Source organism: Rhodovulum steppense (assembly GCF_004339675.1).
In the GTDB taxonomy this organism is placed as follows: Bacteria; Pseudomonadota; Alphaproteobacteria; order Rhodobacterales; family Rhodobacteraceae; genus Rhodovulum; species Rhodovulum steppense.
The window spans coordinates 20,669-34,078 of the sequence record NZ_SLVM01000003.1 but is presented as its reverse complement, the minus strand read 5'-3'; the positions used below and the strand labels follow the sequence as shown (position 1 = coordinate 34,078).

Annotated in this window: 17 protein-coding genes; 10 read left to right on the top strand and 7 right to left on the bottom strand. The window is 65.3% G+C overall.

Annotated features, from left to right (window positions below; translation table 11 throughout):
• Positions 1-31: 31 nt before the first annotated feature.
• The 5 genes from rnhA to EV216_RS02425 form a co-directional block, all read right to left on the bottom strand.
• Complete coding sequence (gene rnhA / locus EV216_RS02445) at positions 32-484, bottom strand: ribonuclease HI (RefSeq protein ID WP_132693474.1); 453 nt, start codon at positions 482-484, stop codon at positions 32-34.
• Between the two features lie 66 nt (positions 485-550).
• A complete protein-coding gene (locus EV216_RS02440; RefSeq protein ID WP_132693473.1) occupies positions 551-1,000 on the bottom strand; it encodes a DUF3429 domain-containing protein in 450 nt (149 codons plus the stop codon).
• Between the two features lie 25 nt (positions 1,001-1,025).
• Entirely contained in the window at positions 1,026-1,976 is a 951-nt protein-coding gene (gene ispH, locus EV216_RS02435) for a 4-hydroxy-3-methylbut-2-enyl diphosphate reductase (protein ID WP_132693472.1), read from the bottom strand.
• A gap of 61 nt (positions 1,977-2,037) precedes the next feature.
• On the bottom strand, positions 2,038-2,484 hold the full coding sequence (locus tag EV216_RS02430; protein ID WP_132693471.1) for a YqaA family protein: 447 nt from the start codon (positions 2,482-2,484) through the stop codon (positions 2,038-2,040).
• Positions 2,485-2,552: 68 nt separating this feature from the next.
• A complete protein-coding gene (locus EV216_RS02425; protein WP_132693470.1) occupies positions 2,553-3,128 on the bottom strand; it encodes a LabA-like NYN domain-containing protein in 576 nt (191 codons plus the stop codon).
• A 164-nt stretch (positions 3,129-3,292) separates the two neighbouring features.
• Between EV216_RS02425 and folK the strand changes: the two genes are divergently transcribed.
• The 9 genes from folK (at position 3,293) to rnc (ending at position 10,579) form a co-directional block, all read left to right on the top strand.
• Complete coding sequence (gene folK / locus EV216_RS02420; protein WP_243641940.1) at positions 3,293-3,880, top strand: 2-amino-4-hydroxy-6-hydroxymethyldihydropteridine diphosphokinase; 588 nt, start codon at positions 3,293-3,295, stop codon at positions 3,878-3,880.
• 36 nt (positions 3,881-3,916) lie between these two features.
• Positions 3,917-4,273: a DNA-directed RNA polymerase subunit omega gene (gene rpoZ / locus EV216_RS02415; RefSeq protein WP_132693468.1), complete on the top strand. Its 357-nt coding sequence runs from the start codon at positions 3,917-3,919 to the stop codon at positions 4,271-4,273.
• Positions 4,274-4,319: 46 nt separating this feature from the next.
• A complete protein-coding gene (locus EV216_RS02410; protein WP_132693467.1) occupies positions 4,320-6,440 on the top strand; it encodes a RelA/SpoT family protein in 2,121 nt (706 codons plus the stop codon).
• A 31-nt stretch (positions 6,441-6,471) separates the two neighbouring features.
• The gene (locus EV216_RS02405; protein ID WP_341539352.1) at positions 6,472-7,113 is read left to right on the top strand and encodes a DUF2062 domain-containing protein; all 642 of its coding nucleotides are present in this window, start codon (positions 6,472-6,474) and stop codon (positions 7,111-7,113) included.
• Between the two features lie 29 nt (positions 7,114-7,142).
• Positions 7,143-7,904, top strand: coding sequence for a pyridoxine 5'-phosphate synthase (locus tag EV216_RS02400; RefSeq protein ID WP_132693465.1), 762 nt, complete (start codon positions 7,143-7,145; stop codon positions 7,902-7,904).
• A gap of 10 nt (positions 7,905-7,914) precedes the next feature.
• Positions 7,915-8,607 carry a hypothetical protein gene (locus EV216_RS02395; RefSeq protein ID WP_132693464.1) on the top strand — a complete coding sequence of 231 codons (693 nt, stop codon included), beginning with the start codon at positions 7,915-7,917 and terminating at the stop codon, positions 8,605-8,607.
• Positions 8,604-9,005 (top strand): holo-ACP synthase, encoded by a 402-nt coding sequence (gene acpS / locus EV216_RS02390; protein ID WP_132693463.1) that lies wholly within the window; start codon positions 8,604-8,606, stop codon positions 9,003-9,005. The genes EV216_RS02395 and acpS overlap by 4 nt, the downstream gene beginning before the upstream one ends.
• An 87-nt stretch (positions 9,006-9,092) precedes the next feature.
• Positions 9,093-9,884 (top strand): signal peptidase I, encoded by a 792-nt coding sequence (gene lepB, locus EV216_RS02385; protein WP_132693462.1) that lies wholly within the window; start codon positions 9,093-9,095, stop codon positions 9,882-9,884.
• A 5-nt stretch (positions 9,885-9,889) separates the two neighbouring features.
• Entirely contained in the window at positions 9,890-10,579 is a 690-nt protein-coding gene (gene rnc, locus EV216_RS02380) for a ribonuclease III (RefSeq protein ID WP_132693655.1), read from the top strand.
• A gap of 52 nt (positions 10,580-10,631) precedes the next feature.
• Here rnc and EV216_RS02375 read toward each other — a convergent pair whose 3' ends face one another.
• Positions 10,632-12,080: a tryptophanase gene (locus tag EV216_RS02375; RefSeq protein WP_132693461.1), complete on the bottom strand. Its 1,449-nt coding sequence runs from the start codon at positions 12,078-12,080 to the stop codon at positions 10,632-10,634.
• Positions 12,081-12,300: 220 nt separating this feature from the next.
• Between EV216_RS02375 and era the strand changes: the two genes are divergently transcribed.
• The gene (era, locus tag EV216_RS02370; protein WP_132693460.1) at positions 12,301-13,209 is read left to right on the top strand and encodes a GTPase Era; all 909 of its coding nucleotides are present in this window, start codon (positions 12,301-12,303) and stop codon (positions 13,207-13,209) included.
• Here the strand turns inward: era and EV216_RS02365 are convergent.
• A complete protein-coding gene (locus EV216_RS02365) occupies positions 13,170-13,403 on the bottom strand; it encodes a hypothetical protein (protein ID WP_132693459.1) in 234 nt (77 codons plus the stop codon). The genes era and EV216_RS02365 overlap by 40 nt on opposite strands.
• Between the last annotated feature and the right edge of the window lie 7 nt (positions 13,404-13,410).

Below are 13,410 nucleotides of genomic sequence, written 5' to 3'. Positions count from 1 at the left end.
AAATACCCAAATCCGACCGCGCGGCCAGGCGCTACCGCTTGTAGGGGGCCATCCCCGCCCGGGCCAGTTCGTCCGCGCGCTCGTTCTCGGGGTGGCCGGCATGGCCGCGCACCCATTCCCAGCGCACCTGATGGCGGGCCTGCGCCTCGTCCAGCCGCTGCCACAGCTCGACATTCTTCACGGGTTTTCTGTCGGCGGTCTTCCAGCCATTGCGCTTCCAGCCATGGATCCAGCCGGTCACGCCGTTCTTCACATAGGCGCTGTCGGTGACCACCGTGATCTGCGAGGGCCGGATCAGGCTTTCCAGCGCGTTGATCGCGGCCAGCAACTCCATGCGGTTGTTCGTGGTCGCCGCCTCGCCACCCGACAACTCGCGCTCGCGCACCACCTGCGCGCCCTCCTTTGCCTGCAACAGCACGCCCCAGCCGCCGGGGCCGGGATTGCCGCTACAGGCACCGTCGGTATAGGCGAAAAGGTCGGGCATGGCGATTTCCTGAAGGGTCCGGCGCGGGTTTAGGGGGCGGGTCCGGTGCCGTCAACCGCCCGAGGCTCAGACCAGCGGCGCCGCGAGGCAGGCCAGAACCACTGCGGTCAGGATGATCCGCAGCCGCATCCACCAGCGCGGCGTCATGTTCATCATCCAGAACAGCGCGTCCAGCAGCAGAAGCCCGGCAAAGCCTGCCATCAGTGGCAGGATGGGCTTGCCCGCCGCGCCGCCCAGCACGGCAAAGGCCCAGAGCGCCGGGATCACCGACAGCCCGTAGCCCAGCGCCGCCTTGGCCCCCGTGGCCTTGGCGGCAAAGCCCCACAACACGCCCGACATGAAGGCCAGGATCACCGTGCCATAGGTCGTCAGCACCTCGACCCCACGAAAGCGCGGGCCGATCTCTGGCGGCGCGTAACCTGCAAGCTCGGGCATGAAGACCGTGGCCGCGCCCCACAGGAAGGGGATCAGCCCGGCAAGGCCAAGGATCAGTGCAGAGCGCGGGATCGCATTCATGGGTGCCCCAGAATCGCCGCGCGGCTCATGCCGGTTCGCGCACGATGCGCGGCAGGCGGAACTCGATCTTCTCGGTGGCGGTGACGACCTGCTCGATTTCCAGGTCGTAGCGGTCGCGGAATGCCTGCACCACCTCCTCGATCAGCACATTGGGCGCCGAGGCACCGGCCGTCAGCCCCACTTTCGACATGCCCTCAAGCGCCGTCCAGTCGATATCGGCCGCGCGCTGGACCAGAAACGCCGTGCCGCAGCCCGCCGCCGCGCCCACCTCGACCAGCCGTTTCGAGTTCGACGAGTTCGGCGCGCCGATCACAAGCAGCGCCTCGACCTGGGGCGCCACCGCCTTGACCGCGCCCTGACGGTTGGTCGTGGCGTAGCAGATGTCTTCCTTGTGCGGCCCCTCGATGGTCGGGAAGCGCGCTTCCAGCGCCTTGACCACCTCGGCGGTGTCGTCGATCGACAGCGTCGTTTGCGTGATGAAGGCCAGGTTATCGGGATCGCGCACGATCAGCCCCGCCACATCCTCGGGCGTCTCGATCAGCAGAACCTCGCCTTCGGGCAGTTGGCCCATGGTGCCGATGGTTTCGGGGTGGCCGGCATGGCCGATCATCACGATCTGCTTGCCGTTCTCGTGATGGCGTGCGGCCTCGAGATGCACCTTGGAGACCAGCGGGCAGGTGGCGTCGACATAGATCATCTCGCGCCGCGCGGCCTCGGCGGGCACCGATTTCGGCACGCCATGGGCCGAGAAGATGACGGGGCGATCCACCGGGCACTCGTCCAGGTCCTTGACGAAGACCGCACCCTTGGCGCGCAGCCCGTCCACGACGAACTTGTTGTGCACGATCTCGTGGCGCACATAGACGGGCGGCCCCCATTTCTCCAGCGCCATCTCGACGATCTTGATCGCGCGGTCGACACCGGCGCAGAAGCCGCGGGGCGCGGCCAGGTAAAGAGTCAGCTTGGGCTTGGTCATGGGCGTTTCTCCTGTCCGCCCAAGAGGTAACCCCGCGGGCGTTTTTCGTCCAGTCCCGGCCCTATCCCGCGGCCGCCGCCGTGGCCCAGGCAAGCGCGGCATATCGCCCGGTCTTGGCGATCGTGACCAGTGCCAGGAACAGCCAGAGCGGCGTGCGCATCATGCCCGCGACCACGGTGAACCCGTCGCCCAGCGGTGCCCAGCTCAACAGCAGCGTCCACACGCCCCACCGATTGTACCAGTGCTGCGCACGGTCGAGCTGCCTCTCGCTGACCGGAAACCAGCGACGGCCGCGAAAATGTTCGATCCATATCCCGAGCACATAGTTCACCACCGAGCCGAGCACGTTGCCCACGCTCGCGACCAGCAGCAGCCAGCCGAGATCGACCCGGTCGGCCAGTTGCAGGGCGACAAAGACCACCTCGGACTGGAACGGCAGGATGGTGGCCGCGCCGAAGGCGGCAAGGAACAGCAAGCCAAGCTGGGCGAGGGTCTCGAGGCCGGTCATGTGGCGTCACGTCATGCGCTGGCGGTCCGGCATTAGGCGCGGGCCGACGGTGAAGTCGGCCCGTCCGTTCAACTTTCCTGCTGGGCCTCGGCCCGCTGGTCGAAGTTGCGCGGCTCACGCGGAGGGCGACCGATCACCTCTTTCAACTCGTCGAGTTCGATGAAGTTGTCGGCCTGGCGGCGCAGTTCGTCGGCGATCATCGGCGGCGAGCTGCGTATCGTCGATACGACCGACACGCGCACGCCCTGCCGCTGAAGGCTCTCGACCAGAGGCTTGAAGTCGCCATCGCCCGAGAACAAGACAATGTGATCGACTCGGGGGGCCAGTTCCATGGCGTCAACCGTCAACTCAATATCCATGTTGCCCTTGACCTTCCGCCGCCCCTGACTGTCGGTGTATTCCTTCGCGGGCTTGGTCACCATGGTGAAGCCGTTGTAGTTCAGCCAGTCGACCAGCGGCCGGATCGGCGAGTAGTCATCGTTGTCCAGCAGTGCCGTATAGTAGAATGCACGCAACAGCTTGCCGCGGCGCATGAATTCTTGGCGTAACAGCTTGTAATCGATATCGAATTCCAGCGCCCTCGCGGCCGCGTAGAGATTCGAGCCGTCGATGAATAGCGCCAAGCGTTCATCTCTGTAAAACATTCGGGCTCCTTCCGTAATATGCCCGCCAGCTGGGGTTCGTGAGTGGTTGAAACAATGCGCACTGAAATACAAAGCGCTGCGGGACATCCCCTGAAATCTAAGGATGGAGTCCGATGCCGCAACCGAGAAATTATGCAAAAACTACTCTAAAAGGACAAGTTGCGTTGGGCGCAAATGTCGCGGCTTCCGGCGAGACGCTGCCCGGAAGGCTGGCAAGAGCCATCGCCGCGCTCGAAAACGAATCAGTTCGAGTGAACCGGATCAGCCGATTTTACCGCACGCCCTGCTGGCCGCCGGGCGCCGGTCCCGATTTCGTGAACGCGGCCGCCGAGATCGAGACTGACCTCGCACCCGAAGCGATTTTGGCCCGGCTGCACGCGGTAGAGGCCGACTTTGGACGTGCGCGCGGGGTGCGCTGGGCGGCGCGGACCCTCGATCTCGATCTGCTTGCGCTTGGCAAACTGGTGCTGCCCGATGTCGCGACCCAGACGCGCTGGCGGACGCTGCCAGCCGAGGTGCAGCAAGCGGAGGTCCCAGATGGTCTGATCCTGCCCCATCCCCGCCTGCAGGACCGCGCCTTCGTGCTGGTGCCGTTGGCCGAGATCGCACCCGATTGGTGCCATCCGATTCTGGGGCGGACCGTGCGCCAGATGCTGGCGGCTCTTCCCGAGGCGGAGAAGGCCGCGATTGTTCCGATTTCGGGGCCTTGGGAGAGTCTTTCCGCCCTTGTCAAGACCTTTGAGACTCAATAGAGAGGGGGTTCAATCTCCCAGGGATCGGAGTGCGCCATGGCCCGCGTGACGGTAGAAGATTGCGTCGATAAGGTTCCGAACCGGTTCGAGCTTGTCCTGCTCGCCGCGCACCGGGCGCGCGAGATCGCGTCCGGCGGCGCGCCAACCATCGACCGCGACAACGACAAGAACCCCGTCGTTGCGCTGCGTGAGATCGCCGAGGAAACCCAGTCGGCGGACGAACTGCGCGAGCGGATGATCGAGGCGAACCAGACCCAGATCGAGGTCGACGAGCCCGAAGAGGACTCGATGGTGCTACTGATGGGGAGCGGAATGCCCGACCGGCCCGCCGATGACGACATGTCCGAAGAGAAACTCCTGCGCGCCCTGATGGAAGCGCAGGCGCAGCGATAACCCCCCGGGGCGCGCCCATGACGCGCCCCCCTGGATTTGCCGCCGGATGATCGACGTCGAAGACCTGATCTCACTGGTGCGCAACTACAACCCCAGAACCGACGAGGCTCTGATTCGGCGTGCCTATGCCTATGGGCGCGAGATGCACGCCGGACAATATCGCCGATCGGGCGAGGAATATTTCATCCACCCGGTTTCGGTTGCCGCGATCCTGACCGAACAACGGTTGGACGACGCCACGATCATCACCGCGCTTCTGCACGACACGATCGAGGACACGAAATCCACCTATTCCGAGGTCGAGCGGCTGTTCGGCCACGAGGTCGCGGAACTGGTGGACGGCGTGACCAAGCTGACCAACCTGCAACTGTCCTCCTCCGAGACCAAGCAGGCCGAGAACTTCCGCAAGCTCTTCATGGCGATGTCCAAGGATCTGCGGGTGATCCTGGTGAAACTCGCCGACCGGCTGCACAACATGCGCACGATCAAGTCGCTGCCGCATGAAAAGCAGGTCCGCAAAAGCCACGAGACGATGGACATCTTCGCGCCGCTCGCCGGCCGGATGGGCATGCAGTGGATGCGCGAGGAACTGGAGGATCTGGCCTTCCGCGTCCTGAACCCCGAGGCGCGCAACTCGATCATGCGCCGCTTCATCACGCTGCAACGCGAATCGGGCGACGTGATTCAGAAGATCACCCAGGACATCCGCAAGGAACTGGAACGCGAGGAGGTCGAGGCCGATGTCTTTGGTCGCGCCAAGAAGCCCTACTCGATCTGGCGCAAGATGGAAGAGAAGCAGCAGGGCTTCTCACGGCTGTCCGATATCTACGGTTTCCGCGTCATCACCGAGACCGAGGGCGATTGCTACCGGGTGCTGGGCGCGATCCACCGCCGTTGGCGCGCGGTGCCGGGCCGCTTCAAGGATTATATCAGTCAGCCCAAGTCGAATGGCTACCGCTCGATCCAGACCACCGTCTCGGGGCGCGACGGCAAGCGCGTCGAGGTGCAGATCCGCACCCGCCAGATGCACGAGGTGGCGGAGGCGGGTGTTGCCGCGCATTGGTCCTATCGCGACGGGGTGCGGGCCGAGAACCCGTTTGCCGTCGATCCGGCCAAGTGGCTGGCGTCCCTGACCGAGCGGTTCGAGAGTGCCGAGGATCACGACGAGTTCCTCGAGCATGTCAAGCTCGAGATGTATACCGACCAGGTGTTCTGCTTCACGCCCAAAGGTGATGTGGTGAAGCTGCCCCGGGGTGCCACGCCGCTGGACTACGCCTATTCGATCCATACGCGGATCGGGGATTCCTGTGTCGGCGCCAAGGTGGACGGCATCCGCGTGCCGCTCTGGACAAGGCTCAAGAATGGCCAGTCGGTCGAGATCATCACCGCCGAAGGCCAGCGCCCGCAGGCCACCTGGATCGATATCGTGGTGACGGGACGAGCCAAGGCCGCGATCCGCAAGTCGCTGCGCGAGGAGGATCGCGAACGCTATATCAAGCTCGGCCGCGAGCTTGCCCGCGTGGCCTTCGAACATGTCGGCAAGAAGGCGACCGACAAGGCGCTGAGGACTGCGGCCAGGAGTTTCGGCCTGCACTCCGGGGCCGAGCTTCTGGCACGCCTCGGCTCGGCCGAGTTGCGCGCCCAGGACGTGGTCGAGGCGCTCTATCCCGAGCTTGCCACCTCCCGCGGCGACGAGATCGACGCAAGCCGCGCGGTGGTGGGCCTGTCGCCCGACGAGACCTTCGCCCGCGCGCCGTGCTGCCAGCCGGTGCCGGGCGAGCGGATCGTGGGCATCACCTGGCGCGGGCGCGGCGTAGTGGTGCATGCCATCGATTGCCCGGTGCTGGAAAGGTTCGAGGACCAGCCCGACCGCTGGATCGACCTGCACTGGCATTCGGGCAAGCATCCGGCGGTGCACAGCGTCGGGCTTTACATCACGATCCGAAACGATGCGGGCGTGCTGGGACGCATCTGCACCCTGATCGGAGAGCAGAAGGCCAATATTTCCGACATGGAATTTGTCGACAAGAAGCCGGATTTTTACCGTTTGCTGATTCAGGTTGACCTGCGGGACGTCGAACATCTTCACACCGTGATGACCGCCCTTGAGGCGGAGAGCGATGTCGCCGAGATAGAACGGTATCGGAACCCCGAGCGCGCCGAGTGACGGCCGCCTGCACACGAGGACGACCGGCTTGGTGTTCAAGCGCCGCGACAAGCGAAGATTCGGCCGGGTCATGCTGGACAGCGTCTATCCGCGCGGCGGATGGGCGCGCGCGTTCCATTACGTCACCCATCGGCTGCGGCGCCTGCCCGACTCGCCGCACAAGGTCGCGCGGGGTATCGCCGCAGGCGTCTTCGCCTCCTTCACGCCGCTCTTCGGGCTGCATTTCTTCGTTGCCGGTCTAGTCGCCTGGGCGGTTCGCGGCAACATCCTTGCTGCGTTGCTGGCGACGCTGTTCGGCAACCCGCTAACCTTTCTACCGATCGCGATGGTCTCGCTGAAGACCGGGCATTTCCTTCTGGGCAGCCGGTTTGATGAACCGACCGAGAGCACGCTCATTGCGAAGTTCCGGGGCGCGGGCGAGGATCTTCTCGACAATCTTCTTGCGGTCTTCTCCGGGGCCGAGGCGAACTGGGCCAAGCTGGGCCAGTTCTATCACGAACTGTTCCTGCCCTATCTGATCGGCGGGATCGCGCCGGGGATTGCCGCGGGTCTGGTGGCCTACTACCTCAGCGTTCCGGTGATCACCGCATACCAAAACCGTCGCCGCGGGCGGCTGAAGGAGAAACTGGCCGAGTTGCGCCAAAAGACGGGCAAGGCCGACGACCGGCCTTGAGGCCGGACAGGGAACAAGGGGGCAAGGACATGGCGGACGGTACGCGTCTTAGGCTGGGCGTGAACATCGATCATGTGGCGACCGTCAGGAACGCCCGCGGGTCGGCCTATCCCGATCCGATCCGGGCGGCGCTTCTGGCCGAAGCGGCGGGGGCGGACGGCATCACCGCCCATCTGCGCGAGGATCGTAGGCATATCTCGGATGCCGATATCGACGGGCTGATGGCGGCGCTGAAGGTGCCGCTGAACCTGGAAATGGCCGCCACCGACGAGATGCAGGCGATCGCGCTGCGGCATCGGCCGCACGCTGTCTGCATCGTCCCCGAGAAGCGCGAGGAGCGCACGACCGAAGGCGGGCTGGATGTCGCGCAGGACGAGGCCCGGCTGGCCCGGTTCATCGCGCCGCTCAGGGACGCGGGCTGCCGGGTGTCGATCTTCATTGCCGCCGATCCGGTCCAGGTCGAGGCCGCGGCGCGGATCGGTGCGGCGGTGGTGGAACTGCATACCGGCGCCTATTGCGATCTGCATGCCGAAACCCGGTTTGCCGAGCGCGATGCCGATCTCGCGCGGCTGCGCGCCATGGCGGCCCATGCCGACAGCCTGGGGCTGGAGGTCCATGCCGGCCACGGTCTGACCTATGACACCGTCGGACCGGTCGCGGCCCTGCCGCAGGTGCGCGAACTGAATATCGGCCATTTCCTGATCGGCGAGGCGATCTTCCTCGGCCTTGGCCCCGCCATCGCCGAGATGCGCCGGTGCATGGACGAGGCGCGGCGGGGGGACCTGCTATAGGGCCGATAACATGCAGGCAATCCTGTTTCTGTTGCTCTTGTCGGTCCGATTGCTGGTTGCTTCGTGGCGCGTGATGGTACCGGTGCTTCTAGTCGCGTCACTGGCTTTCAACGTCGCTCTCTTCTCGGTTCAAGGGCTTTATACAGCGGCGGCGGGTGCACTTGCCGGGGCAGGAATTGGCACCAAGGCGGTGCGCGAGGCTGCCAGCCGGGCGTCCCGACAGGCGGCGCAGCGAGAGATTGTTCGTGAAACGTCGCAAAGGGTGACGCGTCGTGTGAAGCGGGGTGCCGCCCGCAGCATGGCCTCGGCGGCAGGAGAGGCAATTCCCTTCATCGGTGTAGGGGTAATTGCGGGCGGCCTCGTCTGGGAGGTGCACGATGCCTGTGAAACCGCCAGGAACATGTCTGAACTCGAGGCAGCCCTAACGGCCGATGACGATCCCGAAGCCGCAAGGGTGGATGCAGAGGATTCCTTTGATTGCAGTGCCATAATCCCCGATTTCGACAATGTTCCGACGAGCGAGGTTATTTGGGCGGAAATGCGGAAGGCACCTGGAAAAGCATACGACGCCGCGCGAAGCGCGGGAATCGCCGTCACCGAGGTGGACTGGTCCGGTTGGGCTGGTCGGGTGAATGACTCGATGCTCCGATGGCTGGAAGGGGTCGGCCACTCGATCATGGACAAGCCGGAAACCGTAGAATGATCCTCGGCATCGGCACCGATCTGGCCAATATCGAGCGGGTCCAGCAGACGCTGGAGCGCTTCGGCGACCGTTTCCGCAACCGCGTCTTCACCGAGGCCGAACAGCAGAAGGCCGAGCGCCGCGCCGATGTGGCGGGCACCTATGCCAAGCGCTGGGCCGCCAAGGAGGCCTGTTCCAAGGCGCTTGGCACCGGGCTGCGCATGGGCATCGCCTGGAAGGACATGTCGGTGGCCAATCTCGAGACCGGCCAGCCGGTGATGCGGCTGACCGGCTGGGCGGCCGAGCGGCTGGCCGCAATGACGCCCGAGGGCCATGAGGCGATCGTCCATGTCTCGCTGACCGACGATCACCCCTGGGCGCAGGCCTTCGTGGTGATCGAGGCGCGTCCCTGCCCGTGACGGCGGCTGGGGTCGGGCCGTCGCCTTGACACCCCCGGCCCGCCCGCGCATGAAGCGGGTGCTGACACAAGGGGCAGGACCAAGCAGATGGCGAAAGCGGGCGACAAGAAGGATGGCGGTCTGGTCGAGACGATCAAGACCATCTTCTGGGCGCTGCTGATCGCGGGCATCTTCCGCACCCTGTTCTTCCAGCCGTTCTGGATCCCCTCGGGCAGCATGAAGGACACGCTGCTGATCGGCGATTTCCTGTTCGTCAACAAGATGGCCTATGGCTATTCGCGCTATTCCTGCCCGTTCTCGATGTGCCCCTTCGATGGTCGGCTCCTCTCCTCGGAACCCGAACGCGGCGATGTCGTGGTGTTCCGCCATCCGGTGAACGGATCGGATTTCATCAAGCGGCTGATCGGGATGCCCGGCGACACGGTGCAGATGCGTGAGGGTTTGCTCTATCTCAACGGCGCCCCGGTCGATGTGAAACCCGCAGGCCAGTTCGAGGAGGTCTATGACCGCCAGGGGCCGATGGGCTATTATCCGCAATGCGAGAACGCGCCGGTGGGCGAGGGCGGCACCTGCACCAAGTCGCGCTATCGCGAAACGCTGCCCGGCGGGGCGTCGCACAACATCCTGAACATCCGCGACGGGTTTTTCTCGGACAACACGCCGCTCTTTACCGTGCCCGAGGGCCATTACTTCTTCATGGGCGACAACCGCGACAACAGCCAGGACAGCCGCTATGCGCGCGCCAATGGCGGGGTCGGCTTCGTGCCGGCCGAGAACCTGATCGGGCGCGCGGACCGGGTGATGTTCTCGTCCGCGGGGCGGTCGCTGTTCTTCGTCTGGACCTGGCGACCCGACCGGTTCTTCAAGAAGATCGAGTGAGTCGCGTGAAGCTGTCGGCCGATCTTGTCGCGTTCAGCGGACGCTTGGGCCACAGCTTTGCCCGGCCCGAACTGCTGCTGCGCGCGCTGACCCATTCCTCGCTGTCCAGCGCCACCCGGCCGGACAACCAGCGGTTGGAATTCCTGGGCGACCGGATTCTGGGCCTGGTGATGGCCGAGGCGCTGTTGCTGGCCGACAAGGGCGCGACCGAAGGCCAGCTTGCGCCGCGGTTCAATGCGCTGGTTCGGCGCGAGACCTGCGCTGATGTAGCCCGCGAGATCGGGTTGGGCGACGTGCTGAAACTCGGCCGGTCCGAGATGATGTCGGGCGGACGGCGCAAGGAGGCGCTGCTGGCCGATGCGATGGAGGCGGTGATCGCCGCGGTCTATCGCGACGCGGGCTTCGAGGCGGCGCGCGATCTGGTCCTGCGGCTATGGGGGACGCGGATCGGCGCGGTCGAGCCCGACGCCCGCGATGCCAAGACCGCGTTGCAGGAATGGGCCCAGGCCCGCGGCCTGACCCCGCCGCATTATGTCGAGATCGCCCGTGAAGGCCCTGACCACGCCCCGGTCTTCACCATCGCCGTGCGGCTTTCGACCGGCGAGGAGGCGCTGGCCACCGCGGGCGCCAAGCGACAGGCCGAACAGGCTGCCGCAAAGGCGCTGCTTGATCGGATGGGCGGGGGCGAAGGCTGATAACGCCCGGCCCGCCCCCATGCCGGGGGTTCCCCCCGGCAAGCGCCGCTCCTCAGAGGCTGTTGCCGAAATCGGCCTTGAACTTTGCCACCAGCTTTTCCTGCCAGTCCGACACCGGCGCCAGACGCCCGTAGAAGAAGCGCAGGATCTCTGGCTCATCGACGAATTTCAGCCCGCCTACCAGCGCGCGGTTCTGGTAAAGCCAGTCGATCCGGTCGATGGCGTATTTCACCTGGGACAGCGTGAACACCCGCCGCGGCAGCGCCAGACGCACCAGTTCCATATTGGCCAAGGGCTCGGTGCCGTCGGGGTTGCGCTGTTCCGACAGCGTGCCGCGTTCCATCCCGCGGATGCCCGACACGATGTAAAGCGCCGAGGCCAGCGCGCCCGCGGAATATTGCGCCTGCGGCACATGGTCGAGGAAGCGCATCACGTCGATATGGCAGCCCAGCCCGCCCGCGGGCGTGATGACCGGGATGCCGCGGCGGTCCAGTTCGTTGACCATGTATTCGATGAAGATCGGCCCCTGCGAGATCATGTCCTCGTCCATGGTCTCTTCCAGGCCGACGGTCAGCGCCTCGATCTCGCGCACCGACATGCCGCCATAGGTCAGGAAGCCTTCGTAAAGCGGCACCAGCCCGCGCATCTTCTGGAACATCTTCTCGTCGCGGATGCAGATCGCGCCGCCCCGGGCACAGCCCAGCTTGCGTGCCGAGAAATAGATGATGTCGCACAGATCGGCGATCTTGCGGGTGATCTCGCGGATCGACAGGTCCTTGCAGGCCGCCTCGCGCTCCTTGAGGAAGTAGAGGTTGTCGGCCATCAGGCTGGCGTCATAGACCAGCGTCAGCCCGTGCCGGTCGCAGACCGCGCGCACTTCCTGCATGTTCGCCAGCGAGACCGGCTGGCCGCCGATCAGGTTGGTGCCCGCCTCGATCCGGACAAAGGCGATCTTTTCCGCGCCATGCGCCGCCACCAGCCGTTCCAGCGCGGCCACATCCATGTCGCCCTTGAAGGGTTCCGAGGATGTCACCTGCAAGCCCTTTTCGCAGATGATTTCCTCGACCGAACCGCCGTTCAGCACGATATGAGCCTTGGTGGTGGTGAAGTGATAGTTCATCGGCACGATCGAGCCCGGCGTGACCAGCACCTGCGCCAGGATGTTCTCGCAGGCACGGCCCTGGTGGGTGGGCAGGATCCAGTGCATGCCGAACAGATCGCGCAGCTTGGCCTCGAGCCGTGTATAGGTGGCCGAGCCGGCATAGCTGTCATCGGCCACCATCATCGCTGCGACCTGCTGATCGCTCATCGCGTTCACGCCGCTGTCGGTCAGCATGTCCATGAATACGTCCTTGTTCTGCAACAGGAACGTGTTGTTGCCGGCCTCGGAGGCAGCAGCCAGACGCGCCTCGATCGGCGGCAGGTTCAGCTTCTGGACGACGCGGACCTTGTGCATCTCGAGAGGCACGGTCTCGCCGCTGAAGAAACGGACGTTGGGCATGGCGGATTCCTCCCTTGCCGGATTTGCATCGCTTGAGCGACCCGCAGACTTGTCACCCCCCGGGCCGCTCTTGGCACTGCGTCAAACTGGCCTGCCATGGGTAGCACGGACCGTCGAGTGCACAGGCCCCCGCGGGCTAGCCCTGGCGGGAACACGCGCGCGGCATATGGCCCGACGGGTGGAAACGGGGTATTGCGTCGGGAATCATCAAGAGGATCCCATGAACCAACGCGCGGGCTTCGTTGCCCTGATCGGAGAGCCCAATGCGGGCAAGTCCACGCTTCTGAACCGGATGGTGGGGGCGAAGGTCTCGATCGTGACCCACAAGGTTCAGACCACCCGCGCCCGCATCCGCGGCGTGGCGATCGAGGGCGAGGCGCAGATCGTCTTTGTCGACACGCCGGGCCTGTTCCGTCCGCGCCGCAGGCTGGACCGCGCCATGGTGGCCGCCGCCTGGGGCGGGGCTGCGGATGCCGATATCGTGGTGCTTCTGGTCGAGGCGCATCGCGGCCGAACGGCGGGCGTTGACGCGATAATCGAAACGCTGCGCGAGCGGGTGGCCGAGGGGCGGACCGTGGCGCTGGCCATCAACAAGATCGACCGGGTCAAGGCCGAGGCGCTGCTGGCGCTGTCGGCCGATCTGAACGAGGCCTATCCCTTTGCGCGCAGCTTCATGATCTCGGCCGAGCGGGGGCATGGCGTGGACGATCTGCGCCGCTGGCTGGCCGAAACCCTGCCCGAAGGTCCGTGGCTTTACCCCGAGGACCAGATCGCCGATCTGCCGATGCGCATGATCGCGGCCGAGATGACGCGCGAAAAGCTGACGCTGCGGCTGCATCAGGAACTGCCCTACGAACTGACCGTCGAGACCGAGGCCTGGGAGGATCGCAAGGACGGCTCGACCCGGATCGACCAGATCGTCTATGTCGCCCGCGACGGGCACAAGGGTATCGTGCTGGGCCACAAGGGCGAGACGATCAAATCCGTCAGCCAGGCCGCCCGCGCCGAGATCGCCGAGTTCATCGGCCGCCCGGTGCACCTGTTCCTGACCGTCAAGGTGCGCCCCGGCTGGCTGGACGAGGCCGAGCGTTACTCCGAAATGGGGCTCGATTTCCGCGACGGCGACTGATCCGCGTCCGGCGCCGGTTTGGGGGTGAAGTAATGGCCAAGGATCGCCCAGTAGATCACCAGGCAGACCGCAAGATTGGCCAGCAGCATCAGCACCAGCAGCGGAAGGGCGCGCAGGCCCATGGCGAACACCATGATATCAAGCACGATGGCGGCGGCGATGATCGGTTTCGAGAAGCGCGGCAGGACCAGCATGGGGGGC